Source organism: Ruegeria sp. BC8, from assembly GCF_056535705.1.
Genome location: NZ_JBQFIV010000002.1, coordinates 251,252 through 277,467, shown reverse-complemented (window position 1 = coordinate 277,467; position 26,216 = coordinate 251,252). Strand labels below are relative to the sequence as shown.

At 60.9% G+C, this 26,216-nt stretch carries 17 protein-coding genes; 8 read left to right on the top strand and 9 right to left on the bottom strand.

Annotated elements, in window-relative coordinates; translation table 11 throughout:
• Positions 1 to 99 precede the first annotated feature (99 nt).
• Genes ACR3EK_RS18465 through ACR3EK_RS18450 form a run of 4 tightly spaced genes read left to right on the top strand, consistent with a single transcriptional unit; the run spans position 100 to position 5,679 of the window.
• Positions 100 to 2,199: a hydantoinase/oxoprolinase family protein gene (locus ACR3EK_RS18465; protein ID WP_480634203.1), complete on the top strand. Its 2,100-nt coding sequence runs from the start codon at positions 100 to 102 to the stop codon at positions 2,197 to 2,199.
• Positions 2,196 to 3,845 (top strand): hydantoinase B/oxoprolinase family protein, encoded by a 1,650-nt coding sequence (locus tag ACR3EK_RS18460; protein WP_480634202.1) that lies wholly within the window; start codon positions 2,196 to 2,198, stop codon positions 3,843 to 3,845. The genes ACR3EK_RS18465 and ACR3EK_RS18460 overlap by 4 nt, the downstream gene beginning before the upstream one ends.
• Positions 3,842 to 4,924 (top strand): pyridoxal phosphate-dependent aminotransferase, encoded by a 1,083-nt coding sequence (locus ACR3EK_RS18455; protein WP_480634201.1) that lies wholly within the window; start codon positions 3,842 to 3,844, stop codon positions 4,922 to 4,924. The genes ACR3EK_RS18460 and ACR3EK_RS18455 overlap by 4 nt, the downstream gene beginning before the upstream one ends.
• The gene (locus ACR3EK_RS18450) at positions 4,921 to 5,679 is read left to right on the top strand and encodes a maleate cis-trans isomerase family protein (protein WP_480634200.1); all 759 of its coding nucleotides are present in this window, start codon (positions 4,921 to 4,923) and stop codon (positions 5,677 to 5,679) included. The genes ACR3EK_RS18455 and ACR3EK_RS18450 overlap by 4 nt, the downstream gene beginning before the upstream one ends.
• Before the next feature lie 50 nt (positions 5,680 to 5,729).
• On the opposite strand, the gene ACR3EK_RS18445 is transcribed toward ACR3EK_RS18450, so the two are convergent.
• A complete protein-coding gene (locus ACR3EK_RS18445) occupies positions 5,730 to 8,606 on the bottom strand; it encodes an ATP-binding protein (protein WP_480634199.1) in 2,877 nt (958 codons plus the stop codon).
• Between the two features lie 151 nt (positions 8,607 to 8,757).
• Here ACR3EK_RS18445 and ACR3EK_RS18440 point away from each other — a divergent pair, with 151 nt between their 5' ends.
• Together ACR3EK_RS18440 and ACR3EK_RS18435 are read left to right on the top strand one after the other, a co-directional pair.
• A complete protein-coding gene (locus ACR3EK_RS18440) occupies positions 8,758 to 9,039 on the top strand; it encodes an Os1348 family NHLP clan protein (RefSeq protein WP_170341400.1) in 282 nt (93 codons plus the stop codon).
• Positions 9,040 to 9,045: 6 nt separating this feature from the next.
• The gene (locus ACR3EK_RS18435) at positions 9,046 to 11,013 is read left to right on the top strand and encodes a RiPP maturation radical SAM C-methyltransferase (RefSeq protein WP_480634198.1); all 1,968 of its coding nucleotides are present in this window, start codon (positions 9,046 to 9,048) and stop codon (positions 11,011 to 11,013) included.
• 43 nt (positions 11,014 to 11,056) lie between these two features.
• Here the strand turns inward: ACR3EK_RS18435 and ACR3EK_RS18430 are convergent, their stop codons facing one another.
• The 7 genes from ACR3EK_RS18430 to ACR3EK_RS18400 all read right to left on the bottom strand — a co-directional run bounded on the left by ACR3EK_RS18430 (position 11,057) and on the right by ACR3EK_RS18400 (position 18,932).
• Complete coding sequence (locus ACR3EK_RS18430) at positions 11,057 to 12,202, bottom strand: iron-containing alcohol dehydrogenase (RefSeq protein ID WP_480634197.1); 1,146 nt, start codon at positions 12,200 to 12,202, stop codon at positions 11,057 to 11,059.
• Positions 12,203 to 12,268: 66 nt separating this feature from the next.
• Positions 12,269 to 13,651 carry an aldehyde dehydrogenase family protein gene (locus ACR3EK_RS18425; protein WP_480634196.1) on the bottom strand — a complete coding sequence of 461 codons (1,383 nt, stop codon included), beginning with the start codon at positions 13,649 to 13,651 and terminating at the stop codon, positions 12,269 to 12,271.
• 94 nt (positions 13,652 to 13,745) lie between these two features.
• Positions 13,746 to 15,098: a glutamine synthetase family protein gene (locus ACR3EK_RS18420; RefSeq protein ID WP_170372531.1), complete on the bottom strand. Its 1,353-nt coding sequence runs from the start codon at positions 15,096 to 15,098 to the stop codon at positions 13,746 to 13,748.
• A gap of 86 nt (positions 15,099 to 15,184) precedes the next feature.
• Entirely contained in the window at positions 15,185 to 16,216 is a 1,032-nt protein-coding gene (locus tag ACR3EK_RS18415) for a TRAP transporter substrate-binding protein (RefSeq protein ID WP_480634195.1), read from the bottom strand.
• 70 nt (positions 16,217 to 16,286) lie between these two features.
• Positions 16,287 to 17,612, bottom strand: a complete 1,326-nt coding sequence (locus ACR3EK_RS18410) for a TRAP transporter large permease (RefSeq protein ID WP_480634194.1) — start codon at positions 17,610 to 17,612, stop codon at positions 16,287 to 16,289.
• A complete protein-coding gene (locus ACR3EK_RS18405; protein ID WP_480634193.1) occupies positions 17,612 to 18,130 on the bottom strand; it encodes a TRAP transporter small permease subunit in 519 nt (172 codons plus the stop codon). Before ACR3EK_RS18405 ends, ACR3EK_RS18410 begins: the two co-directional genes overlap by 1 nt.
• A gap of 16 nt (positions 18,131 to 18,146) precedes the next feature.
• Entirely contained in the window at positions 18,147 to 18,932 is a 786-nt protein-coding gene (locus ACR3EK_RS18400; RefSeq protein WP_480634192.1) for an N-formylglutamate amidohydrolase, read from the bottom strand.
• Positions 18,933 to 19,036: 104 nt separating this feature from the next.
• Here ACR3EK_RS18400 and ACR3EK_RS18395 point away from each other — a divergent pair, with 104 nt between their 5' ends.
• On the top strand, positions 19,037 to 19,912 hold the full coding sequence (locus ACR3EK_RS18395) for a MurR/RpiR family transcriptional regulator (RefSeq protein ID WP_093963099.1): 876 nt from the start codon (positions 19,037 to 19,039) through the stop codon (positions 19,910 to 19,912).
• A 160-nt stretch (positions 19,913 to 20,072) separates the two neighbouring features.
• Here ACR3EK_RS18395 and ACR3EK_RS18390 read toward each other — a convergent pair whose 3' ends face one another.
• The gene (locus tag ACR3EK_RS18390; RefSeq protein ID WP_480634191.1) at positions 20,073 to 22,112 is read right to left on the bottom strand and encodes a dockerin type I domain-containing protein; all 2,040 of its coding nucleotides are present in this window, start codon (positions 22,110 to 22,112) and stop codon (positions 20,073 to 20,075) included.
• A gap of 229 nt (positions 22,113 to 22,341) precedes the next feature.
• Between ACR3EK_RS18390 and ACR3EK_RS18385 the strand changes: the two genes are divergently transcribed.
• Positions 22,342 to 26,166: an Ig-like domain-containing protein gene (locus ACR3EK_RS18385; RefSeq protein WP_480634190.1), complete on the top strand. Its 3,825-nt coding sequence runs from the start codon at positions 22,342 to 22,344 to the stop codon at positions 26,164 to 26,166.
• The last annotated feature ends 50 nt before the right edge of the window (positions 26,167 to 26,216 follow it).

Here is a 26,216-nt window from a genome sequence, read left to right as displayed (position 1 = left end):
GACCTCGTCGTCTGACTAGAGGCGGATCTTTTTCGCAGTCTCTGGATGCTGAACCAACAGCCCGGAACGATCTGAAACTTCTGCCCATGGCTTCGTTTTATGCACAATCACGCTGGGCTTCGGCTGGCCGTCGATATTGGCGGCACATTTACCGATACCGTTCTGATGGACGGGCAATCCAATATCCTCGCAACGACAAAAACTCCGACGACACCGGACAACCCAACCGTCGGTGCCGTGACTGGTGCAAAGCGCGTTCTGGATGACGCCAACGCCAGTTTCTCGCAGGTTTCCGGGTTCATTCACGGCACCACGCTGGCCACCAATGCCCTGATCGAGCGGCGCGGTGCCCCGGTTGCGACAATAACCACCGACGGGTTTCGGGACATACTCGAGATTGGTTATGAACGTCGCTACAGCCAGTATGACATCAATCTGGTCAAGCCCAACCTGCTGGTCCCACGCGCTCGTGCCTTCACGATCGGCGGGCGAATGGATGCACGTGGTGACGAACTGACACCGCTGGATGTCGCCGGTATGAGCGATCTGGTGCGCCAGATTGCGGATAGCGACGCCCAGTCCGTGGCGGTATGCCTGATGCATTCCTATGCCAACCCAAAGCACGAGCTCGCCCTGCGGGACCAGTTGCTCAAGGCGCTCCCCGACCTGGCCATCTCGCTCTCGCACGAAGTCAGCCCCGAGGCGCGCGAATTTGACCGCCTGTGCACCACCATCGCCAACGCCTATATCCAGCCCCAGATGGCCGGGTATCTGGCCGAGTTCCAATCCCGCTTCGCCGCAGAGGGGCTGACCTGTCCCATTCTCATGATGACGGCCGGCGGTGGCATGACAACCCTGGAAACGGCCGCCCGCCTGCCAATCCGGTTGGTCGAATCCGGCCCGGCCGGCGGGGCCATCCTTGCCGCACGGATCGCGGCTGAAACCGGTGCGCGCGCCGTAACCAGCTTTGACATGGGGGGGACGACGGCCAAGCTGTGCCTGATTGATGCTTTCCGCCCGCAGACCGCGCGCAGGTTCGAAATCGCAAGGGCCGCGCGCTTCATCAAAGGCTCAGGCATGCCGGTGCGCATCCCCGTGATCGAGATGATCGAAATCGGCGCAGGCGGCGGCTCGATTGCCAGGGTCGATCGGCTGGGCCGCCTGCAGGTTGGCCCCGAAAGTGCCGGCGCACAGCCAGGCCCTGCCGCCTTCGGCAATGGCGGCAGGGCGGCGACCGTGACAGACGCCGATGTGGTGCAGGGCCTGATCGAACCCGGCCGGTTTGCCGAAGGCCGACTGACGATTGACACAGCTGCCGCCGAACAGGCCATCACCGTGGAAATCGGGAGCGCGCTGGACCTGCCACCGGACCTGGCCGCACGTGGTCTCAGCGAAATCGTCGACGAAAGCATGGCCGCCGCAGGTCGGATGCACGCGGTCGAGTCCGGAAAAGAGTTGGCAACCCGAGTGATGATCGCCTTTGGCGGCAATGGGCCATTGCACGCAACGCGAGTAGCCCGGCGGTGTCAGGTCGACCAAATCGTGATCCCGAAGAACCCGGGCGTAGGGTCAGCGGTCGGATTTCTGTATGCCCCGGTCGCCTTCGAAATCGTCCGGTCGCGCTATGCCACGCTGGACCAGCCGGATCTCGACGGCCTCAACGCCTTTTTTGACGAAATGACAGCCGAGGCGCTGGCCGTGGTCCGCGCCGGTGCACCTGAAGCCGAGTTGTCGATCCGAAAACAGGCCTTCATGCGGTACCACGGCCAGGGTCATGAGATCGAGATCGCGCTTCCGGATCGGGCACTTGGGCCTGCAGACATCGAAATCCTGCGCCGGGATTTCGAATCCGAGTACAGCCGGTTGTTCCGCCGCGCTGTACCGGGAATGGCGATCGAGATTCTCAACTGGTCCGTCGAGGTGTCGTCACCCGCCCCTGCCCTCAGCCGGGTTCCTGACGTAGCCCAACAGCGAACGGCGCGGCCGTGCGACCATCGACGCATTCTTTGTGATGTCAGCGGGCATTGGTGCGACGCCAGTATCTACGATCGATCCGGTCTTGAACCCGGCGATTGGCTGCGCGGACCGGCGCTGATTACCGAGCCTCAAACCACCACATTCGTCAGCGCGGATTTTCAGGCCAGCGTCGATGGCGGCGGCAATCTCTGGCTCAACCGGATACAGGAGGACGCCGAATGAACACGACGAATACCCGTCTGCAGGTCATGTGGAACCGGCTGCTAGCGGTGGTCGAAGAACAGGGCCAGGCGCTGATCCGCGCCGCCTTTTCTCCGATCGTTCGTGAATGCGGCGACATATCCGCCGGCATTTTTGATGTACGCGGCCGTATGCTGGCCCAGGCCGTTACCGGAACGCCGGGCCACATCAACACGATGGCCGAAGCGGTTAAGACCCTGTGCGGGCGATACTCCAGCTCCGAAATGAAGCCGGGCGATATTTTTCTGACCAATGATCCTTGGATCGCATCCGGCCATTTGAACGATTTCCTGCTGATGATGCCGGTTTTTCATCGTGGCAACGTGGTTGGGTTTACGGCCTGCACCTCGCATCTGGTCGACCTCGGCGGTTTGGGCATGGGTCCCGAAGGCTCGGATATCTTTGATGAGGGGCTTCGAATCCCACCGTGCAAACTGGTCGACCAAGGTCAGTTGAACGCGCTGCTGATGGATATCGTCAAAGCCAACTCGCGCGAGCCCATCGCCAATGAGGGCGACATCTACGCATTGATCGCATGTTGCGAAACGGGCGCAGCGCGTCTGGCCGACATGATGGTCGAGTTTGGCATCGACACTTTGGACAGTCTGGCCGATTACATCATCGAAACCTCGCGCCGCGGCACGATCGAGGCCATTTCGGCGCTTCCGAAGGGCACGTGGCACAATGTGCTGACCGTCGATGGGTACGAGTGCGAGATTGATTTGCACGCGGCCCTGACCATCACGGATGACCGGGTTCTGGTCGACTTTTCGGGCACGTCGGGCCTGTCGCGCAAAGGCATCAATGTCCCGCTCAACTATGCAACGGCTTACACGGTATTTGCCCTGCGCTGCATCATCGGCCCAGACATCCCCAACAACGCAGGCTCTTTGGCGCCATTCCACGTGACGGGACCGGCGGATTGCATTCTGAATGCGCAGCCACCCGCTCCGGTGGCCATGCGTCATACCTTGGGACAGATGACCCCGGATCTGGTCTATGGCTGCCTGTCGCAGGCTCTACCGGACGCCGTGCCGGCCGAAGGTGCATCGTGCATGTACGACCTGCCTCTGCGCCACGCACCCGAGGCGGTTTCCCGCGGTGGCACGCAGTTTGCTCTGGAATTGGTGTTCAGCGGCGGAACCGGCGCAAGGCCAAGCCTGGATGGCCTGTCGGCGACGGCCTTCCCCTCGGGTGTCTGGGGCAGCCAGGTCGAGACAACCGAGGCTGTCGCGCCTGTCCTGATCACGCGTCGCGAATTGCGCCAGGACAGCGGTGGCCCCGGTCGCCTCCGCGGCGGATTGGGGCAGGACATCGAAATACGCTCCTCCACCGGCGAGGATTTCATGCTGTTCCTTTCGGTCGAACGCATCGCAAACCCAGCCAAGGGACGGCACGGCGGACTGGCGGGCGCGCCCGGTCGCATCCGTCTCGGCCCCGACGGCCCGGACTTGCCGGGCAAGGGCGAGGTGCGAATTGGCGGCGGCGAAACGCTGATCTTCCAAACTCCGGGCGGCGGCGGATTTGGGCCACCCGATGAAAGGTCACCCGTGGCTGTTCGACAGGATGTGCGGGACGAGCTTGTGAGCGCCCGGGCCGCGCAGCATGTCTATGGGGTAAAGCCATGATCCGTCCCGTTTCCCATGTCGCTGCCATGTCACCTTATGCGTTGGCTCAGCTGGATCCGCCGGCAGGACAGCGCCTTGTTTCGCTGTCGCAGAACGAAAGCCTGCGCCCGCCAAGTCCCTTAGTCGGACAGGCCGTCGCAGAGGCGGCCGCGAACGGGCACCTCTACCCGGACCCGGACTGGACGGCATTGTGTGCGCGACTGGCCGAGCTTCATGATCTGCCCGAGCAAGGTCTGTTGTGCGGGAACGGGTCGATGGAGTTGATTGCGGGTCTGGCGCAGGCCTTTGCCGGGCCAGACGCCGCCGTTCTTGCTCCTGCGAACGCATACCCGTTTTTTCGTACCGTGGCGCAGTTGGCCCGCGCCCGTTTCGACACCGCCGCCGAGGTGGACGGATGCGTATCCTTCGACGCGCTGCTGGCAGCCGTGCAGCCGGATACTAGGTTGGTATTTGTGGCCAATCCCGGCAACCCGACAGGCACCCGTATCTCCCGCCGCGATCTGCTGCGGCTTCGTGAAGGGTTGCGTGAAAACACCCTGCTTGTGATCGACGAGGCCTATGGCGAGTTCGCCGATGATCTGAACGAGCCGATGTTCGACCTTGTCGCGCGGGGGGACACGGTCGTTCTTCGAACTCTGTCCAAGGCCTACGGGCTGGCCGGATTTCGCGTGGGCTGGGGCCTGTTCCCACCGCAGATCGCGGTCCAGATACGCAAGGTGATGAACCCAAACAATGTGTCGGTGTGCGGACAGGCGGCTGCCTTGGCCGCTCTGAACGATCAGAGCTACATGCGCGAGACATGTGCCCTCACTGCCGAGCTGCGCGACCGGTTCGCCAATCGCCTTCGGTCCGCCGGGTTCGACGTTCCCAAAAGTCATACCAACTTTCTTCTGATCCGCTTTGCGGACCAATCCACCGCGACCAGAGCCGACAAAGCCCTAAGGGAAAAAGGCATATTCCTGAGACCGCAATCCGGCGCGGGACTGGCCAATTGCCTACGTGCCACCATCGGTCAGACTGCAGACCTCGAACTCATGGCCGCGGTTCTGGAACGTTGGGCCGAGGAGTTTCAGCCATGACGCAGAGAAATTTCCACCCATCCAGAGGCCGGTCCCGTTTCGGTATTCTCGTGCCGTTCACGAACACCAATCTCGAACCCGACATGACGATGCTGCGGCCCGAGGGCGTTTCACTGCACTTTGCCCGAATGGGTGGCTATGATCAGGAAGAAATACCCGATGCTGCCCAAATGCACGGTCTTGGCGCCGCCGATCTGGATGAGCCGCTCAGGCTTTTGCATGGTGTCCGGCCGGATGTCATTCTTTATGGGTGTACCTCGGCAACGCTGACCCATGGCCCGGCCTTCGATCGCGAACTTGCCGACCGTATCAGGACCAGCAGCGGGGCGCAGACCGTTACGGCCGCGGGCGCCTTGGTGCATGCACTGCATACGCTGGAGGCGACACGCATCGGCTTTGCCTCTCCCTATGTCGCGGACATCAATGACTTGGCAATCCGGTTCCTAGCCGAGACTGGCATTTCAACCGTGTCGCGGTCCGAAGTGACAGGCCAGCTGGACAATTACGGCCAAGGCGCCCTGACCCCGCAGGCGGTGTTTGACCTGGGGTTGGCTGCAGACTGCCCCGAGGCCGAGGTGTTGGTTTTGTCCTGTACGGACATGCGCAGCGTGGAAATCATCGACCGGCTTGAAAAAACTGTTGGCAAACCCGTCGTCACTTCAAATCAGGCGATGGCATTTCAGGCAATGCAAATGGCCGGGATCACCACGCCGCCGGCCGGACTTGGCCGGCTGATGCTGAACCTGCAAGACTGAGGTCGAGCGCCAGAATGCGCAGTATTTTCAGCCGAGGCTTTTTGGGGTGTTCAAATCTTAAACGCCCTCAATGCCTTGGATTGCTCGTGCTGGAAATACCCGTTGCGGTCACACAGGTCGTTCAAATCGGATTGCAGTTCCTTGGCCTCTTTCGTTCTGCCTTCCTGCGCCAGAACCTGCACTTCGGCCGACAGCAGCCAGGCGACGAAGGCTTCCATTTCCATGTCCCGCGCCAGTTCGAGACCTCGGTTCAGGACCAGCCGGGCGTCCGGAAGTTCACCCAACACCGACTGCACCCGAGCCAGGGGAGCCGCTGCGAAACAGCACAGAACATCGATTCCAGCATCGTCAGACACGCGCAAGGCGCGGCGCAACGCAATGGCGGCGTCAGCCGGTTCATTTCGCTGCCAGCACCAGATCCCCCGCGCGATCAGCGCAAAACTCAGGTCATAGGCCTTGCCGGTTTCTTCGGCGATCGACAGCACCTCGCGGATACCTGCATCCGCTTCGTCAAACCGATGCATCATGCTGTTGGCGTTGGCACGGGTCGCAAGCCCAAGCACCGAAATCGACCCGGTGGTGCCCGCTTCGGCCACACGGAACACCGTCTGGAACAGATCCGCATGTTGATCGATCGCCGACCGTGCGGCCGCGAAGTTGCCGTGAAACCACGCAGCCTGGGCCAGCGCAAAGGCCGCGTTTGCCTGCAGGCGCGGATCTTCGGCGTCGGTTGCGGTTCGCAGCGCGCGCTCAGACACCTCCATTGCTTGCCGCACATCCGCCAAGATCGTCAGCATGATCGCCTGGTCGACCTGAAACGCAACGCGCGCGGATGTGTCCCCCAACGCGTCGGACAAGGCTTCCGCCTCGCGTGAGATGGTCAGGATGCGGTTGAAGTTGCCGCTGGCGACCAGCGAAACGCGCAGACCGCGTCGGGCGCGTAGCCCGAGGTCAACAGCCACCTGGGTACCGGTCCGCTTTTGAACTTGGTCGATGCACCGCAGGGCGTTTTCGAAATATGAGACGGCGGCCTCAAACGAAAACAGCTTGATCGACATCTCGCCGCACCGCGTATAAGCCTCGGCGGCCTCCAGCCATAACTCGCCCTTGTCCGCGTGACGGGCGATGGACTGTGCCACGTCCAGATCGTCGGATGTGCCGCGGCTCAGCAGAGTTTCATAGATCGCACGGTGCAGCCTTGCGCGGCGCTGGCGTGGAATACTGCGATACCCGACCTTCTGCACCAACGCATGGCTGAACCGCAGCTGCTGGCCGTCCTGAGATTCCGGCAGCTCAAGAAAACCGCGCTCAACCAAGGTCGAAATCCGGGTTTTGGCGTCGAAGCCCAGCCGTTGAAGCGTGTCGGCCAGAACGCTCCACGTCCACTGCAACCCGCCGACGGCAACCAGCTGCAGAGCTTTGCGGTCCTCGCTTTGCAGGGCATCAATCCGGGATGCGATCAACGGTTGAACCCTGGCGGGGATCTCGATGTCGCCCAGGCTGTCCATCGCTCCGTCCTTGAACCCGGCTTGCGACATGCGGTCCCGCATGTGGTGGGCAAATTCTTCAACGAAAAGCGGCGTGCGGCCGCTCATGGCTTCGATGTATGAGCCCAACTGACCATCGATGTCGCTCTGGCCCAGCAAGCGCGTGATCAGGTCCTTGCAAGCCGCCTCGCCCAGCGGGGCGACCGGAACGACCTTGAGCAAGCCCATCGGGTCGTTCGTGAACAGGTTCGCGTTGCGCGATGTCAGGAGGATCAGAACATTCGTTCCCCGCACCTGACCCAGCAGGTTGTCGATGACGTCCAGAGTTCCCTGGTCGGCCCAATGCAAATCCTCGAACAACAGAAGCAGGGGCTTGTCCTGTTTCATCGACAGAACCAGCCGCGACAGCATCTGGTTCAACTGCCTCCGTCGGCGAGACGGATCTACAGCCGAAAGCGCCGGTTCCGTTTGGAAACGGCTGAACAGCGAATACAAGGCCGATCGGGTATGCACATCGAGGAACTTGGTCCCGCCCAGACCCTCGGACAGCTTTTGGTCCAGTTCGGCATCGGATTTGGTGTCCGCCAGTCCCAACCGGGCATTGATCACGCGGGTGATCGGCAGATACGCAGCTTCCTGATCCAGCGAAAAGCAATTGAACTCCAGAACCTGGTGCGTGCCCAGGGGCCAGTTCTCGACCAGCTCATGCAGCAGCCGGGATTTGCCTACGCCGGCCGCCCCCAGCAACAGAACCGAGTTGCCTTTGCCGTCACGCGCCTGGTTCCACGCCGCAACAAGCTCGGCCAGTTCCCTTTCGCGTCCGACAAATGGCGAACGTTCGCGACGCGCCCGCGCCATCCAGCGCGACACCTGTTCTTTGCGGCCGGTGATTTCGAACAGCTGGATCGGCCCCGCACCCCCGTCCAGCTCGAGATCGCCCACATGTGTATGGTCGAACAGATCACCGGCATTCTCCAAAACCTGACCGGAAACCGTGACCACGTTCTTTCTGGCGGCGGCCTCGATCTTGCTGGCGATGTTCATGACTGGCCCTAGAAAGGCCTGCTCTTCCCCGAGGGTGTGTTGCAACTGGCCCACCAGTAGTTCGCCGGAATGAACGCCAACCCGCACATCCAACTGCCGATCGTCCAGCTTGCCGATGCGGTCGATGATCCGCTGGGCGCTTGCTATTGCCTTGACCGCGTGATCCTCGTCCGCGTTCGGTGATCCAAAAACCGCGAGCGCGCCATCGCCGGTGAACAACGTCGTTGCGCCAAACTTTTCGCAGATCGACATGATCAGTTCGATGGCAGGGCCCAGATGGCTGACGGCGTCTTCGGGATCCAAACTGCCGATCATCATGGTCGAACGAACAATGTCGGCGAACAGAACCGTGCACATTCTGCGCTCGGTCGGTTCGATCTGGACCTGTTTCCTCATGTTCAAGCGCCCCCCGACTGCCCGAGTTCAGTATGTCGCTGATCAAGGCCTTTTTCCAGACACCACGCAAGGGTGGCGCGGACCATCCACGGCATTGATATTGAGTAAAAAAACTATTAACAATTGGCCTTGTATTGCGAAAGGAACAATTATGAGTGACCACCATACTCGGGGTTTGACCCTGGAAGATGTTCAGCAGATCATTGGCCGCGGCATCCTTGACGAGGCCTTTCGAAAAGAATTCATCGACAACCCCGAAGGCGTAGTAAACCGCTTGGGAATCTCGCTCGATCAGGATGGCGAGGCGCGCAAGCTGTTGGCCGCGATTGGGAACGTCTTTTCCGGTGAATCCGACCTGAAGTCGGCGATGCAAGACATCAAGAATGCCTACGAAGATACGTCCGACGGTGTGATCCGGCCCCGCTGCGCGTAACTTCGCATGAGCGAAAGCGCGGTCGTCTCCAGTCAGGACCAAGGCGCAGCTCTGCATAAGCTGTGTCTGGTGTCCATGCCGTTTTCTTCGCTGCAACATCCCGGGCTTGGGATGTCTCTTCTTGCGCAGCTGGCGCGGGACAACGGCTTTGCGACGACCGAGAAGTACTTCAGCTTCGACTATGCCGAGGCGATCGGCCTCGATGAGTATTTCATGCTGTCTGATGGCCGCTGCTATCAGGCGCTGCTGGGTGAATGGATATTCAGCGATCTGATCTATCCGCGCAGCGATCTGGACGCGATGGACTACCTGACCACGGTGCTTGGTGACTATGTGTCGGGTGTCGAGTGGCTGACGTTCATGCAAAACGCCATTGCCGCCCGAAAGCAGGCCGGAGCATTCGTCGAACGTTGCGCCGATGCGGTGATGGAACAGAACCCGACCGTGATCGGGATTACGTCTTCGTTCCAACAGGTTATGGCCTCGATCGCACTGGCCCGGGCTGTGCGGAAACGGTCAGCCGACGTGATCATCGTCATGGGCGGCGCCAACTGCGAGGGGCCGCTCGGGCGCGCGCTTTTGCAGGCGCATCCTGAACTGGACGCGGTTTGCATTGGCGAGGGCGACCATGCCTTTCCCGAGTTTCTGAAAGCCCTGGGGCCCAGCAGACCCTTGCCCGTGGTCGAGGGGTTTTTGAACCGGAGCCAATTGGACTACCCGCTGGACGAGTCTCGACCGCGCCTGACCACGGATCTGGACATGCTGCCCATCCCGGATTTCAACGCCTTCTTTGAACAATTTCAAAACACTACGGGGCTATCAGCGCGCCTTGTGCCATCGGCGACGATCGAAACATCGCGTGGCTGCTGGTGGGGAGCGAAACACCATTGCACTTTCTGCGGATTGAACGGTCAATCGATGACCTACCGGAGCAAGTCAGCCGAGCGGGCTTATGCCGAATTCTGCACGCTTGCCGATCTCTATGGCCCGGATCTTGTCGTGGTCGACAACATTCTGGATCACCGCTACCTCAAGACCCTGATCCCGAAACTTGCGCAGGACACCAGACCATTCCTGATGCACTACGAGGTCAAATCAAACCTCTCGCCGACCGTGATCGCCCGTCTGGCCGACGCCGGCGTTCGAAAGATCCAGCCGGGGATCGAGACCTTCGATACTCCGACCCTTGTGCATATGAGGAAAGGGGTCAGCGGAATTCAGAACATCCAGACGCTGAAGCTGTGTGCCGAGGCCGGAGTTTTTGTCGAGTGGTGTTTCCTCTACGGGTTTCCCGGTGAAAGCCCCAAGGCCTTCGAACGGATGGCAAAGCTCATTCCGCTGCTGCATCACCTGCAACCACCCGGCTCGATTGGCCCGGTGCGAGCGGACCGGTTCAGCCCTTATTTTGAACACCCCGAGGCATTTGGGGTCGAGGTCGAACCAGCGAAGCCGTATTCATTCATATTCGACCTGCCGCCCGAAGAAGTCTGGAATTTCGCCTACCATTTCGACATCGTCGACAACGGTCCAAGCCCGCCAGCGCAGCGCGCGGCGTCGACGTTGGATGCTCTTTCTGCATGGCAGAACGAGGCCGGCACGTCAGCCCTCTACATCGAGGGCGACACGGTGATCGACCGGCGAGCGTCAGGCAAACGCGTTGTTCACCAATTGGACCAGGCGGCTCGGGCCATCCTTGACCTGAGCCCAGTGATCATCGGCAGGGCGCTTCTTGGTGATCAGGTATCCGACTTATGCGGGGTGGACGCTTTTGAAGCCGCGATGGACCGCCTTGAGAAGCTTGGGCTGATTTATGTCGAGGACAAATCCGTGCTGTCCCTGGCCCTCAGATCGCCAGGCTTCCAGCGGGCGCCGACCTGGTCCGAGATCCGCAATGAGCCAGAACATGCTTTCGCCGCTCAATTTCCAGCAACATTCACAAGTGCACAGGTAGCGGGACCACAACCCGCGGAATGAGATCGGACCCGGAGCCTATGAATTCCCCGGATCCTACCAATACTTAAAGAGCGACCCTGAACAATCCGGTCAGGTTTTCCTCGGTCAACTCGATTGGGTTGCCACCGCACGAGGGGTCGATGATCGCACCCTTGACCAGCTCCGGGATCGCATCCTCGGTCACGCCCAGATCGGACAGCTTGCGCGGGATACCCAGCGAGTCGTTGAATTCCTGCACGAAGGCCCTGAACCCGTCGAACCCGCCCGAAATGCCCAGATAGGCTGCGGCTGCTTCGAACCGGTCGGCGATTACAGGCGCATTGAACTCCAGAACCGCAGGCATGCAGACCGCGTTGGTGGTGCCGTGATGGGTGTTGAACACCGCGCCGATCGGGTGGCTCATGGCGTGGATCGCGCCCAGCCCCTTCTGGAAAGCCGTCGCACCCATGGCGGCCGCACTCATCATCTGGGCGCGGGCTTCGATGTCGGTGCCGTCCGCATAGGCGCGCGGCAGGTACTCCTTGACCAGCCGCATCCCTTCCAGCGCGATGCCTTGGCTCATCGGGTGGTAATGGGGGCTGGAATAGGCCTCAACGCAATGCGCAAAGGCATCCAGCCCGGTCCCGGCGGAGATGAATTTCGGCATGCCCACGGTCAGTTCAGGGTCGCAGATCACCACGGTCGGCAGCACCTTGGGGTGGAAGATGATCTTCTTGGCATGGGTTTCCGAGTTGGTGATGACGCTGGCGCGGCCGACTTCCGAGCCGGTGCCGGCCGTCGTCGGCACCGCGATGATCGGCGCGATCGCTTCGGCATCCGCACGGGTCCACCAATCGCCAATGTCCTCGAAATCCCAGACCGGGCGGGTCTGACCGGCCATAAAGGCGACCATCTTGCCCAGATCCAGGCCCGAGCCACCGCCGAACGCGATCACACCGTCATGTTTCCCCGCCTTGTAGGCGGCCACACCGGCCTCGAGGTTCTTTTCATTCGGGTTGGGATCGACCTCGCCGAACAGGCCCCGGCCCAGCCCTGCGGCCTCGAGAATATCCAGCGTCGCGGCGGTGATCGGCAGATCGGCCAGGCCGCGGTCGGTCACCAGCAGCGGGCGCTTGATCCCGGCCGCCCGGCAGGCCTCGGGCAGTTCCTTGATGCGGCCCGCGCCGAATTTGATCGTGGTCGGATAGGACCAGTTTCCAACAAGACTCATGTCAGCTTTCCTTGTGTCTAAGGCCTGCCCCGGCGAGGGGGTCGGTCCGGGGCAGGCAAATCGTCCTCAGCCCGTCACCTTCTTCAGGTGGTAGGATTTGGGACGTGTCAGGTTGTGATATCCGATGATCGAAAGGCCGCCGCCGCGTCCGGTATTCTTGCACCCGGTCCAGCACAGACCCGGGTCCAGATAGTCGGCCCGGTTCATGAATACGGTTCCGGTCTCGATCCGGTCGCCGATGCGTTCGGCCCGCGCCACATCGCGCGTCCACAGCGAGGCGGTCAGGCCAAATTCGCTGTCGTTCATCAAGGCAATGGCCTCGTCATCCGAAGACACCTTCATGATCCCCACGACCGGGCCGAAGCTTTCGTCGCGCATCACGCGCATGTCGTGCGTGACGTTGGTCAGGATCTGCGGCGTCAGATAGGCGCCGCCGTCATCTCCGGCAAAGGTCTCGATATGCGCCACTGCACCGGCGGCCACGGCCTCGGCGATCTGGGCGCGCACCTCGTCGGCAAAACGCACGTTGGCCATCGGCCCCAGCGTCGTCTCCGGATCCAGCGGGTTGCCCAGCTTGTAGCCCCTGACGATCTCGACCGCCTTGGCGACGAAATCGTCATACAGGCTTTCATGCACATAGATCCGCTCGATCCCGCAGCAGCACTGGCCCGAGTTGAACATGGCCCCGTCGATCAGCGTCTCGACCGCCGCATCCAGATCGGCGTCATCCATGACATAGCCCGGGTCCTTGCCCCCCAACTCGGTGCTGACGGGGGTAAAGGTACCGGCCGCCGCCCGCTCCATCGCCTGCCCTCCGGCGACCGAGCCGGTGAAATTCACGAAATCGAACGCCTTGCCGGCAATCAGATCGTTGGTCACGTCATGGCTCAGGAACAGGTTCTGGAACACGTCCTCGGGCACGCCAGCCGAGTGGAAGGCCCGCGCCATCCGCTCGCCCACCAACAAGGTCTGCGTGGCATGTTTCAGCACAACCGTATTGCCCGCGATCAAGGCCGGCGCCACAGTGTTGATCGCCGTCATGTACGGATAGTTCCAGGGCGCCACGACGAACACCACGCCATGCGGCACGCGCTTGATGTATCGCTTGAACGTCTCGTCCTCGCCCACGGCAATATCAGCCAGCGCATCGCGCGCGATGCCCGCCATATAGGTCGCGCGTTCGCTGAAACCGCCGAACTCGCCGCCATAACGCACCGGCCGCCCCATCATCCGGGCCAGTTCCGGCACGATCTCGTCATTCATCGCGCCCACGGCGGCAACGCCGGCCATCACCAGATCGATGCGCTCCTGCAAGGGCCGCGCTGCCCAATCCGCCTGCGCCGCCCGCGCCTGGCCCGCTGCGGCAAATGCCGCGTCACGATCCAGCGTGTTCCGCTCGGCAAACACCGATCCGTCGATCGGCGAGATACATTTCAACACCTGACCCATTGGTCACTCCATCCTCAAGCAAAGCAGACCCGCTGCTTCATCTGGCCAAAAATATTCCGGGGAGCGTGAGGGGCTGGCCCCTCACATCCGCCCTCTACGCCCGCTCGAACCCGCGGGCAATCTCCCAATCGGTCACCACGCGCTCGAATTCCTCGATCTCGACCTCGGCGGCGCGGACATAGTGATCCACCACGTCATCGCCCATGGCCGCCCTCAGCATGGACGACCCATGCAACGCATCCCGCGCCGCGCGCAGGTTGCCCGGAATCATGCCCGTATCCCCCTGATAGACATCGCCCTTGGTCGGCGGCTGCAGCTCGAGCCCCTCCTCGATGCCCGCGATCCCTGCGGCCAGCATGCCCGCGATGGCCAGATAGGGGTTCATGTCCGAACCCGGAATCCGGCACTCCACCCGCACCGCCTTGGTGCCATCCCCGCACAGCCGGAACCCCGCGGTGCGGTTGTCCACCGACCAGATGATCCGCGTCGGCGCAAAGGTGCCCTTCATGAACCGCTTGTAGCTGTTGATGTAGGGTGCCATGAAACAGGTATAGTCGGGCGCGTATTTCAACAGGCCCGCCATGTAGTTTTTCATCAGGTCCGACATGCCCAGCGGATCGGCCGGGTCATAGAAGGCCGGTTGCCCGTCCGTCCACAGCGACTGATGCACATGTGACGAACTCCCGACCCGGTCATGATGCCATTTCGGCAGGAAGGTCGCTGCATGGCCGTACTGCCACGCGATCTCCTTGACCGCGTTCTTGGCGATCGAGTGATACTCGGCCGTTTGCATGGCCGGGGCATATTTGATGTTCAGTTCTTCCTGCCCGGCCTCGGCCTCGCCCTTGGAATTTTCGACCGGAATGCCCGCATCCCACAGGTGATTGCGGATCGGCCGCATCACATGCTCTTCTTTGGTGGTCTGCAGGATGTGGTAATCCTCGTTATAGCCCGAGATCGGTTCCAGACCGCGGAAACCTTCCTTGCGTATCTGGTCAAAGCTCTTCTCAAAGAGGAAAAACTCCAGCTCGGTGGCGCACATCGCGTCATAGCCCATGGCCTTCAGCCGGTTGACCTGCTCCTTTAAAATTGACCGAGGCGCGTGCGGCACCTCCTCGTGCGTGTGGTGATCCAGCACGTCGCACATCACCATCACCGTGCCCTCCAGCCACGGCACCGGGCGCAGGGTGCTGAGGTCGGGCTTCATGACATAGTCGCCATAGCCGCGCTCCCAGCTGGTCGAGGCATAGCCGTCCGGCGTCGCCATCTCGAGATCGGTGGCCAGCAGGTAGTTGCAGCAATGGGTTTCTTCCCAGGCCCCGGCCACGAAATGACCCGCGTGGAATCGTTTGCCCATCAAGCGGCCCTGCATGTCCACCATGCAGACCAGAACCGTATCGACCGAGCCTTCGGCAACCTGGGTCTTGAGCGTGTCGAAGTTGAGCATGAGCCACCTATTTCTGCGCCGGCGCCACCTGCCGGACTGACGTTTTCAACGGCCTGCCCCCGGTATGAGGGCAGGCCGGTTTCACCTTAGCCGTACCGGTAGGGACGGCCAGCCTTTTGCATGTCGGCATTGTACTTCTTGATGATCTCGACAACCCTGGCCTTGGTCTCGGACTCGGCTGCAATCTCATCCCAGAAGGCCACTGCGGCGGCTTCGACCTGCGCCCATTCTTCATCGGGGATCGAAGTCAGCTTCATCTTGTCGCCATTCACGCGCAGCGATGCCTCGCCGCCCCAATACCACCACTGACGGTAGTAATGCGACTGGTCGGTGCAGACGCGGAACAGGGTCTGCAGATCTTCGGGCAGTTCGTTCCAACGGTCCATGTTGGCGAAGAACGACCCGGCCCAAGCGCCCGAGATGTTGTTGGTCAGGAAGTAGTTGGTCACATCCGCCCAGCCGACGGTGTAGTCCTCGGTGATGCCCGACCAGGCGATGCCGTCCAACTCGCCGGTCTGCACGGCGACCTCGATGTCTTCCCAAGGCAGGGTCACGGGGACCACACCAAACTGAGACAGGAACCGGCCCGCCGTCGGGAAGGTGAACACCCGCTTGCCCTGAAGGTCCGCCAGGCTGTTGATCGGGTCCTTGGTGGCGAAATGGCACGGGTCCCAGGCGCCGGCCGAGATGTGCTTGACGCCCACCTTGGAATATTCTTCGTCCCAGATCTCGTTCAGACCGTATTGGTTGAACAGGACCGGCACGTCCAGCGAATAGCGCGAGGCAAACGGGAAATAGCCGCCGAACACGGTCACCTCGGTGGGCGAGGCCATCGAGTCGTCATCCGACTGCACCGCGTCGATCGTGCCGCGCTGCATGGCGCGGAACAACTCGCCCGTGGGCACCAGCTGGTCGGCATAGAACAGCTCAATCTGCATCCGGTCGCCGGCGATCTGGTTGAACATCTTGATGGCCGGGTCGATCACATGCTCGGCCAGCGCGGGGCCGGCATAGGTCTGCATGCGCCAGCGGATCGTGGATTGCGCCAGCGCCGGGGTGGCCAGCGCGGCTGCCGGGGCCGCGGCGGCCCCTTTCAGGAATGTGCGTCTGTTCGTCATCTTCTCTCTCCGTTGTCGGTTTCGATGGGCGAGAGACCAACCTCTCGCATGTGCCCCGGTATGTCCGGGGTCATTTGTTGTAGATGTAGTCGGGCAGCCACAGCGCGATCTGCGGAAAGTTCATGATGATGGCCAGCGCCAGCGTCATCACCATCACGAAGGGCAGGATCGAGCCGTAGATGTCTCGCAGCGAAATCTCGGGCGGGGCCATGGCCCGCATCAGGAACAGGTTATAGCCGAAGGGCGGTGTCATGTACGCGATCTGCGTGGTGATCGTGTACAGTACCCCGTACCAGATCAGGTCAAAGCCCAGTTCCCCAACCAACGGCACGTATAGCGGCGCCACGATCACCAGCATCGCGGTGTCGTCCAGGAAGGTGCCCATCACGATGAAGCTCAGCTGCATCAGGATCAGGATCACCCAGGGGTTCAGGCCCAGCCGCTCGGTGAACAGCGTCTCGATCGCGCGCACGGCGCCCAGCCCATCGAACACCGCACCAAAGGCCAGCGCGGCCAGGATGATCCACATGAACATGCAGGTGATGCCCAGGGTCGAGCGGACCGAGACCTCGAACACCTGCCGCGTCATCCGCCCCTTCAGCACGGCGGCGGCAAAAGCCGTCAGCGCCCCGATGGCCGAGCTTTCGACCAGCGAGGTCCAGCCATTGACGAAGGGCACCATCATAGCCGCGAAAATCGCCAGCGGCAGCAGCCCCGCGCGCAGCAGCCGCAGCTTTTCCGCCATCGGCACGTCGCGCTCTTCCTTCGACAGGGCCGGGCCGAGTTCCGGGTTTATCCGGCAGCGGATCACGATGTACAGGATGAACATCCCCGCCATCATCAAACCCGGCAGGATGCCCGCCAGCCACAGCTGACCCACCGGCTGACGCGCGATCATCGCATAAAGAACCAGCACCACCGACGGCGGCACCAGGATGCCCAGCGATGACCCGGCCTGGATCACCCCGGTCACCATCTTCTTGTCATAGCCGCGCTTGAGCAGTTCGGGCAGCGCAATCGTGGCGCCGATCGCCATGCCTGCTACGCTGAGCCCGTTCATCGCCGAAATCAGCACCATCAAGCCGATCGTGCCAATGGCCAGCCCGCCATTCAGTCCACCCATCCAGACATGAAACATCTTGTACAGGTCGTCAGCGATTTTGGACTCGGCCAGAACATAGCCCATGAAGATGAACATCGGCAGCGTCAGCAGCGGGTACCATTTCATCAGCTTCATCGCGGCCGAAAATCCGATGTCATAGCCACCGCGGTCACCCCACAGCAGAAGCGCCGCCACCACGGCGACGAAACCGATGGCACCAAACACGCGCTGACCGGTCAGCAGCATCAGCATCATGGTCGAGAACATCAGAATGGCGATCAACTCATACGACATCAGATCACCTCGCGCGGGATGTCATCGCCCTTGAGGCGCAGAATATCTTTGAACAGTTCGGAAATAGCCTGCAGCAGCATCAGGATCAGCCCCACGACCATGATCACCTTGATCGGCCACAGATAGGGTCGCCAGGCGGTCGGGCTGCGCTCGCCATATTGCAGGGAATAACTGAGCGAATCGTACCCGCCATAGATCATCACGCCCAAGTAGAAGATCAGGAATAGAACGGTGATGGCGTCGGTCCAGGCGCGCCGCCGGTGCGACCATTCGCTGTACAGAAGGTCCATCCGCACGTTCGAGCCCATCTGGATCGAATACGGCCCGCCCAAGATGTAATAGGCGACCATCGCAAACTGCGCGACTTCGAGCGTCCAGAGCGACGGAAGGAAAAAGGTCTTTGAGATGGACGACCACAGCAGGATGCCCATCATCACGAAGATACCGTACATCACGACCCGCCCGATCCAGCGGTTCATGCGGTTGATGACCGCAATATATCCCCGCATGAAGCTCATACCTGCACCCCTGTCCTCATGTGTCCTGCCCTGCGTCGGAAAAGGTTTCGACCGTGGCGGCCAAAATTGGCGTCAACAGCCCCAAGATCCGATTGACCCCGGTCGGCGTGTCGATCAGATCATTGCGGATCTCGATCATCACGTTGGGCAAGCCCCGCGCGATACCGTGCTCGCGCAGGGTGTGCGTGACACCATCCTCTGGCGAATAGGGTTCGTTCAACGCCACTCTCAGCCTGCAATGCGCCGCATGATTCAGCATGGCCTGAGCCGCACGGTCATCAGAGTCATGCAAAATCCCCAGTTCGACCGCCCGGGTCTTGCCGTTGTAGATTGGTGTGAAACTGTGGATCGTAATCAGAACAGGCGGTTCTGGGCGGCGGTCCAGCGTTTGCGACAAGAGACCCCGGAACGGTTCATAAATGTCGCGAACTCGCTGGGCGCGCTGTTCCGCCGTCAGACCCTGATTGCCGGGCACCGCAAACACCTCGCTGCGCGGAGGCATCGAATCTTCCCGTTCAGGCGGACGATTGCAGTCATAGACCAGCCGACTGACCCGCGAGTGTACGAGAGGCGCATCCAGGGCGCCGGCCAGTTCAACCGCAACCTCCAGTGCCCCTATATCCCAGGCCGCGTGTGAACAGGCCGCCACGTCGTCCAGCCCCAGCCCATCCAAAGCCGCAGGAATGAACCGGCTTGCGTGTTCGCACACCAGAACCGCGCGTGCTTCGCCACGCGCGTTCAAAACGCGTGCGGCGGGCGCTTCCAGCAGGGATAACAGGGATGACTCGGTCTTGGACTGCATGCGTAACATTTGTTACAGCGGCCTTGGGCCTGTCAAGAAAATTTCTGTAGACAAAATTACAATCGCTAATATCCTGTAGCAAATTGAATAATATGAGGGCACCGATGGCCTCTGTCGCCAAAACGGTCAAACAACGCATTCAGGACGAACTTGAAGGCCTGACCCGCTCGGAACGGCAGCTGGGATCGGTCCTGTTGCAGGATTATCCGATGGGTGGGCTGCAATCGATCACCAAGCTGGCCGCGGCGGCCCAAGTGTCCACCCCGACGGTCATTCGCATGGCGCGGAAACTGGGTTTCGATGGGTTTCCGGCGCTGCAGGAGGCGTTGCGCGAAGAAGTTGCGGCACAGATCCAAAAGCCGATCTCGAAACGCGACGCCTGGATCGTGGATGATGAAACCGAGCATCCGATCACGCGTTTTGCCCAAGCCGTTTGGACCAACATGCGCCACACACTAGAGCGGCTGGACAAGTCGATGTTCGACGCGGTAGCCCAGTTGCTGGCCGATACCGAGCGCCATCTGTATGTCGTGGGCGGCCGCATCACCCGCTCGAACGCCGACTATCTGTTCAACCACATGCAGATCATCCGGCCCAACGTGACGATGCTGGGCAACTCGGCCAACGTATGGCCGCAATACCTGCTGGACATGGACGAAAGCTCGGTTCTGGTCATCTTCGACATCCGCCGCTACGAGGCGCATCTGGAAAAGCTGGCGCAAGTTGCGTCCGATCGCGGGGTGACCGTCGTGCTGTTCACCGACCAATGGGGGTCGCCCATCGGCAAATCGGCCAACTATACCTTTCACGCTCTGGTCGAAGCTCCATCAAGCTGGGATTCGACGATCGCCCTTCAACTCATTTCGGAAACCTTGATTGCGGAGGTTCAGGAGGCGCGCTGGGAAGAAAGCAAGGAGCGTATCGAGGAGTTGGAGCGCTATTTCTCGACCACACGGATCTTCCGCAGCCACGAGGCGTGACGAACGAACCATCGCCTGTGCGCCGGATTTTGGTTGGAAATGCCGCATCTGCTTGGTAGCCATTGGGCAATCTCTAAAAAACCGGGCTAGGCTGTTCTGCTAAGATTAGCCTACGTCTGCGCGGAAGCACGATATCTTTTGCGTTCCGCGAATAGCCAGCCTACACCGCTTCGAGATTCCCAAGCAGGATCGACGTCATGTCCACACTGAGCATCCCATCCAGGGCGGTAACCGCAGCGCCGGTTTGATAGTCGACATTCGTGGGCGTGATTGAGGAAAGATCGGCGTTCTGGTCCAGATAGACCCATTCCGGCTCGTGTGCGGTGGGCAACCCAACGGCAACCTGCAGGATCGCCAGGGCATCCAGTGCATTGACGGTGCCATCCCGGGTGATATCGGCCGCGATCAGGTTTTCGGGGGCTGCGGGTCCCCAGGTTGGTCCCAAACCGACCGCTATCCGCAGAACCTGCAGCGCATCCAGGGCCGTTATCTCTCCGCTGGCATGGGAATAGGATTTGATGATGTCCACATGACCCGGCAACGAACCTAATGGCAGGCCAAGATCGAATTGGCCCTGATCGTCGGCCTGTACCGATATCGGGCTGTTTCCAACTGGCGTGAACACGATCTCAGCAGCGCTCAGCGCGGGGTTTGAACCGGAAGAATCTACCGTGACTGGACCCGTCACACCGGCCGAGGCCCCGGGACCCGTGAGCACGCCAAAGTCAACAGGGATGTGATCCGGCCCCTCGAAACCGGACCCGAAGATTTCGGCGCTAGTGAGTGTGCCGCCGTCGGCCGAAAAAAGCTCAACAGTCTCATCCATGAACTCAATCCGAGCCCCTTGTGCCGTTGACGTCACGGTCAGCTGCCCGGGGTTGCGCAACATCGGGTAGTCGAACAGATCCAACTGATCGGTTCCGGCCTCGAAATCCGTGATCGTCGTCAATCCACTGCCGAACCGCATAACGAAGATGTCCGCGCCGGAACCACCCTGCATGGTGGTTTCACTGCGACCGGCAATCAGAATGTCGTCACCGGCACCGCCCTGCAGATTAGTGTCCAGAACGCCGGCGCTCAGCATGTCGTCCTGAGCGGTCCCGGTTACGATTCCATTCCCCTCGATGACATTGCCCAAGGAGTCCAAAGACACTGTCAGCTGGGTTAGCCCTGCATCCTGCTGCGATGCCACAAAGATCTGAAGGTCGTCCCCAACTTGGGCCACCTCGATGGTCTCAACATTCTGAAGACCGCTATCCAGCGTATCCGCAAAGCTGTCCAAGTAGATCAGCTTGCCATCAGGGGTCATTGTCAGCAGGGTCACTCCGTTATCTCCGCCGCCGGCGATGACAAAGACGCGTCCATCGACTTCGACGACCTTCATGTCCTGAACTGCGCCAAAACGGGTACCCAACGTGTCCAACGCATGATCCTTTGGAACCAGTGTTCCGTCTGCGCGCAGCTCTATCACACTGATGGAGTTGCTGCTGGACCCGGCCACTAGAACCCAGGTGTGTCCATACGCATCAACGGTTTCCAACGCTGTCGGAGAACTGATCCCAAGCGTTTGGGTTGTCGTGTTGTCAACTTCGATCAGCGTCCCGCTTCCCTGATCGGCGTTGAACACCCGGATCGTATTGTCAGTGGCATTGGCAGTGACGACATACTGGTTGCTGCCCACGGCCGCGGTCTGCATCGTCCCGGCATTGCCCGCGACCGAGCCGACATGACTGAGTGCACCATTCGAGTTCACCACGTAGGTGCCGATGAGCCCGCTGTCCTGATGGGCCACCGTCAGGTAGTCGACCGCACCCACCGAGTATTGGACCAATGCTGTGACATCACCGCCTCCGGGAATCGCCGCCGTTTCTTGCAGCGCCCCGATCGTGCCATCCGTATTCAACTCGTATCCGACAAGGCCTGTGGCGGTATCGACGTCCAGTGCCAACAGATCGCTTGCGCCCAATGCGACCAGAGCACCAAGGCTGCCGACCTGCAACGATATGGTGCCGCTGAAATACTGATCGTCGTGGAATTGCGGAGCCCCGCCGTCCACAAGCTGCCAGACAACGATGCCGCCGCCAGCCCGGGTCGTGCTGTACAGATACGTAACACCGTTAAACGTTTTTAAAGCCGTATCGCCGATACCTGAATCGAGCGCCGGACTCCCCGTTGCAACCACTCTTTCGAACTGAAGCATCAATTCAGATCACCCCCAATGCCATCGCTGGCAGTCCTTTCGAGGGTGACGCGGTGCCAAGGCAAAGACGAGAACGAAATTGTGGTGAAAACGAGGAATTCGGCTCCAGATTAACTCAATTTTTCAAGGTCCGACCGCATGAATAACTCGGCAGCAGGAAAGAAGAACAGAACTTGGCTTCTTCGTTCTTGTCGCGCGGGTATCCGCGGCCACCGATTGTGAGGACATGATGACGATGAAACCTGTTTCGCACGAAGTCTCCATCCAGAAGAACTCACCAGATGCAGGGCATGAGAAGCATGTCCGCAAATGGATCAAAGCGCGTCTGCGCCGATGGGCCGGATCGGGAGTCGGCGGTGGTTTGGCCTCTGCCCTTCTGGCCTTGCCCGCGCTGGCCCAAGCCACTGAGGAGGAGTTGAGCACATTTCAGTTTGCCGATGTCCTGCCCGGTGTCCAGTCGGTCAAACTGCTGCTCAACGGCGACGTTCAACTGAAGCTATTGGACGGTCGCACAGTCCTGGTTTCCGCGGAAAACGTGCACGTTCTGGAAAACGGTTCGATCATGATTGCCGAAGACGTGGCCGTTGAAGTCGCGCAGCTTGCAGTGGCCGCTGAAGCCGCCGGAGCAGCGGCAGCTGGTGGTGGCGGCATGGGAGCCGCAGGCGCGGTGCTGGGTGGTCTGGGTCTGGCCGGTGCGGCCGCCGCTGGCGGCGGTGGCGGCGAAGATGCCGCGACGCCCGAGGAATCTCCGCGCCCGCCCAGTCTGAACCTGTCACAGTTGCAGGGAAATTCGCTCAACAGCACCACCGCCAAGGCGTCAGCACCTGACGGCACCGTTTCGGTCGAAGTAACCATCGGGTCGGTCACCAAAACCGTTTCAGCGGGGCCGGACGGCAGTTGGAGCGTTTCGCTTAGCCAAGTCGAGGCGGCAGGGTTGCCTCAGGGGGTCACATCCGTGACGATCCGACACCTGGATGGAGCCGGAGGTGAGATCGGTGTCGAAACAGCCACGTACAACATCGACACCATCGCTCCGACCATCGCGGTAACAGGATTTTCCCACGGGGCGGTCATGAATGGGGCCGAGAGCGCGTCAGATCTGGAAATCAGTGGTACGACCGATGCGGAAAAAGGTCAGATGGTGACTGTGGGGTTGAACGGTCAGATCTATACCGCAACCGTGTCCGGCGGCACTTGGAGCGTCACGGTTCCGGCCGCCGATCTGGCGTCTCTGCCCGATGGCGCGACCGTCACTGTGACCGCTGATGTGGTGGATCGGGCAGGCAATCCGGCGGCTCAAGCCACCAACAGCTTTGATACTGACTTTTCCGCCCCAGCCATAACAATAGACGCTGTCGCAGGCGGCCAGATCGACCTTGTAGACGTCGGATCGGACCTGACGATTACCGGCACGACGACCGGCGAAGATGGCCAACCGGTTGTGCTGACCTTCAATGGCCAGACTTACAGCGGCATCGCCTCAGGCGGTGCTTGGAGTGTGACCGTTCCCGCAGCCGACCTCGGCGTTCTGGTCAGTGGCAGCCCCATCAGCATCAGTGCCGCGATCAGCGATGCCGCCGGAAACCCGGCCACGCCTGTTGCGGTTTCGGTACCCGTGGATCTGAGCGGACCGTCCATCTCGATTTCGCCTCTATCCGTCGGTGCGGTGTTGAACGCAGTCGAAGTCGGGGCGGATCTGACGATCAGCGGCACGACCGGAAATGTCACCGATGGCCAGACAGTCACCGTAACTTTGGACGGGCAGACCTACACGGGCCCTGTGTCCGGAGGGACGTGGAGCGTGACCGTGCCGAGCGCGGATTTGATTGCCTTGGCCGACGGCGCAACTTTCACCATCACCGCCGACGTGACGGATGCCGATGGCCTCGTGGCCCCGCAGGCGAGTGCAGGAGTTTCCAAAGACGCAACCGCCCCAACGATCAGCATCGACACGTTTTCGGACGGCGTGGTCATGAACGCGGTCGAACAGGGAACCAACCTCAGCATATCCGGAACGACGACCGCCGAAGACGGCCAGACCGTGACCATAGGAATGAACGGCCAAACCTACAGCGCCACCGTTTCAGGTGGAAACTGGAGTGTCAGCGTTCCCGCAACCGATCTAGCCGGCCTCTCCGACGGAGCCACCGTCACCGTGACCGCCGATGTTTCGGACCTTGCTGGGAACCCGGCCGCACAGGCCACTGGTAGCTTCGACACGGACTTTACGGCCCCCACTCTGTCAATCTCGACGGTATCGGCCGGGGGCACCATGAACCTGGCAGAGCAATCCGGCGGAATGACCGTCTCTGGCATTTCCGACGCGCCTGATGGCACGATCGTCTCGATCCAGGTTCAACGAGCGGACGGGACTGTGGATGTCTCAAGCACCGCTACAGTGACGAGTGGCGCGTGGACCTACACCGCTTCACCCCTCGACCTTAGCGGCCTGCAAGATGCCGAATCCTACACGATTTCCGCGTCAGTCAGCGACGCAGCCGGAAATACACAGACGACTTCGACTGGGTTCAACACCGATTTCAGCGCCCCGACTATCTCACTGAACCCTCTGGGAACTGGATCGGTTCTAGACGTCACCGAGAAGGACAGCGACCTGACAGTATCGGGGACAACAACTGCCGAAGACGGGCAAACCATTACTGTCGGGCTGAACGGGCAGACCTATACTGCCACCGCTTTGGGTGGGGTCTGGTCGACCACCATTCCTACGGCTGATCTGAACGCTCTTTCTGACGGAGCAACTTATTCTATCACCGCATCGGTTTCGGACTTGGCTGGCAACCCCGCTCCTCAGGCGGCAGACTCGGTGACCACTGACTACCGACCCATCCTGACCTTGAATGAGGTCGGTACCAACGACGCGGTTTTGCTGAGTGACGCGCAATCCAGCGGCCTGACGGTCAGCGGTTCATCCATAGGTCTCGGCGCAGGACAAACCGTTGAGGTGATGCTGAACTCGGTCTCTGTTGGAACAGCCACGGTCGCGGCCAACGGCACGTGGAGCCTGAACGTACCTGCCACGGCGTTTTCGGGTACAACGGCGGGTGACCTTTTGGATTTTTCGGTTTCAGCGACGGTTGCCGGAGGGCCGAACCCCCTACCCGCGACAGACCAGGCGACGGCTCACGTTCCAGCGGCCTATTTCATTTCCGAGGCAGGCCGGAGCGGGTCGACGATAACTTTCGAAATACATGCCGATGCCGACCGGGACACATCCAGCGGGATGGCTTTCACGGCCAACTTGGGTTTTGACCCCGCGGTCGTGACCTATGACACGGGATCCGAGGTCGAAAACTCCGATTTTGATCTGTTTCTGGCAAACCCGAACGGGGCGGCGGAAATCAGTTTTGGCGGGGCCGCGACAAGCTTTAGCGACCTGACCCAGCCTGTCGTCACGTTCACGATGACGGTGCTGGACCCCACGAAGCCGATCGAGTTGACGATCAACACGCCCGACGGTGGCCCGACCCATTGGGTATTGGGAACAGACGGCGCAGACACATTGGCGGCCACGGGTATCGACGATGTCATCCGCGGTGGCGACGGTGACGATGTGATCGATCTGTCCGGCGCTGGCCGGGATCTTATCGTTTTCGAAGCTGACCCGACGGCCAACGGCACCGACATCGTAACGGGTTTCACCCTGGGGCCTGCAGCCGACATGGCCGACGCCATTGTGTTCAGCGGGTTGGATGTTTCATCGCTTCGCGGTGATGGAACAGGTGTCGAAACACTGGCGCTTGGCGACATGATTGCGACCGACACAGGTTTTGTAGGGCTGACAACCACACTCACAGATCTGACAACTGATACTCTGGAAGCCGCCGCCGAAACGCTTAGCGGTGCTCAAGCCGGAGATGAGATCTATCTGCTGGCCAGCGATGGAACTGACAGTGTGCTGGTCAAGGTGGACTATTCCGCCCCAACCTCTGCCACGGTCAGCACGGTCGCGCAGTTTGACGGCCTGGGTGATCTGAGCGCTCTGAGCAGCGACAACATCCTGCATACCGATCCGACCGGCGCGTCAAGTTGATCCTGACAAGCATGAAAAGGTGGGGCCGCCCCGGCCCTTTCTTAACGGAC

Excerpts from the sequence above, each read along its gene's own strand:
- ACR3EK_RS18465 (WP_480634203.1), top strand. The coding sequence starts at position 100 with ATGCACAATCACGCTGGGCTTCGGCTGGCCGTCGATATTGGCGGCACA.
- ACR3EK_RS18460 (WP_480634202.1), top strand. The coding sequence starts at position 2,196 with ATGAACACGACGAATACCCGTCTGCAGGTCATGTGGAACCGGCTGCTA.
- ACR3EK_RS18455 (WP_480634201.1), top strand. The coding sequence starts at position 3,842 with ATGATCCGTCCCGTTTCCCATGTCGCTGCCATGTCACCTTATGCGTTG.
- ACR3EK_RS18450 (WP_480634200.1), top strand. The coding sequence starts at position 4,921 with ATGACGCAGAGAAATTTCCACCCATCCAGAGGCCGGTCCCGTTTCGGT.
- ACR3EK_RS18445 (WP_480634199.1), bottom strand. The coding sequence starts at position 8,606 with ATGAGGAAACAGGTCCAGATCGAACCGACCGAGCGCAGAATGTGCACG.
- ACR3EK_RS18440 (WP_170341400.1), top strand. The coding sequence starts at position 8,758 with ATGAGTGACCACCATACTCGGGGTTTGACCCTGGAAGATGTTCAGCAG.
- ACR3EK_RS18435 (WP_480634198.1), top strand. The coding sequence starts at position 9,046 with ATGAGCGAAAGCGCGGTCGTCTCCAGTCAGGACCAAGGCGCAGCTCTG.
- ACR3EK_RS18430 (WP_480634197.1), bottom strand. The coding sequence starts at position 12,202 with ATGAGTCTTGTTGGAAACTGGTCCTATCCGACCACGATCAAATTCGGC.
- ACR3EK_RS18425 (WP_480634196.1), bottom strand. The coding sequence starts at position 13,651 with ATGGGTCAGGTGTTGAAATGTATCTCGCCGATCGACGGATCGGTGTTT.
- ACR3EK_RS18420 (WP_170372531.1), bottom strand. The coding sequence starts at position 15,098 with ATGCTCAACTTCGACACGCTCAAGACCCAGGTTGCCGAAGGCTCGGTC.
- ACR3EK_RS18415 (WP_480634195.1), bottom strand. The coding sequence starts at position 16,216 with ATGACGAACAGACGCACATTCCTGAAAGGGGCCGCCGCGGCCCCGGCA.
- ACR3EK_RS18410 (WP_480634194.1), bottom strand. The coding sequence starts at position 17,612 with ATGTCGTATGAGTTGATCGCCATTCTGATGTTCTCGACCATGATGCTG.
- ACR3EK_RS18405 (WP_480634193.1), bottom strand. The coding sequence starts at position 18,130 with ATGAGCTTCATGCGGGGATATATTGCGGTCATCAACCGCATGAACCGC.
- ACR3EK_RS18400 (WP_480634192.1), bottom strand. The coding sequence starts at position 18,932 with ATGCAGTCCAAGACCGAGTCATCCCTGTTATCCCTGCTGGAAGCGCCC.
- ACR3EK_RS18395 (WP_093963099.1), top strand. The coding sequence starts at position 19,037 with ATGGCCTCTGTCGCCAAAACGGTCAAACAACGCATTCAGGACGAACTT.
- ACR3EK_RS18390 (WP_480634191.1), bottom strand. The coding sequence starts at position 22,112 with ATGCTTCAGTTCGAAAGAGTGGTTGCAACGGGGAGTCCGGCGCTCGAT.
- ACR3EK_RS18385 (WP_480634190.1), top strand. The coding sequence starts at position 22,342 with ATGACGATGAAACCTGTTTCGCACGAAGTCTCCATCCAGAAGAACTCA.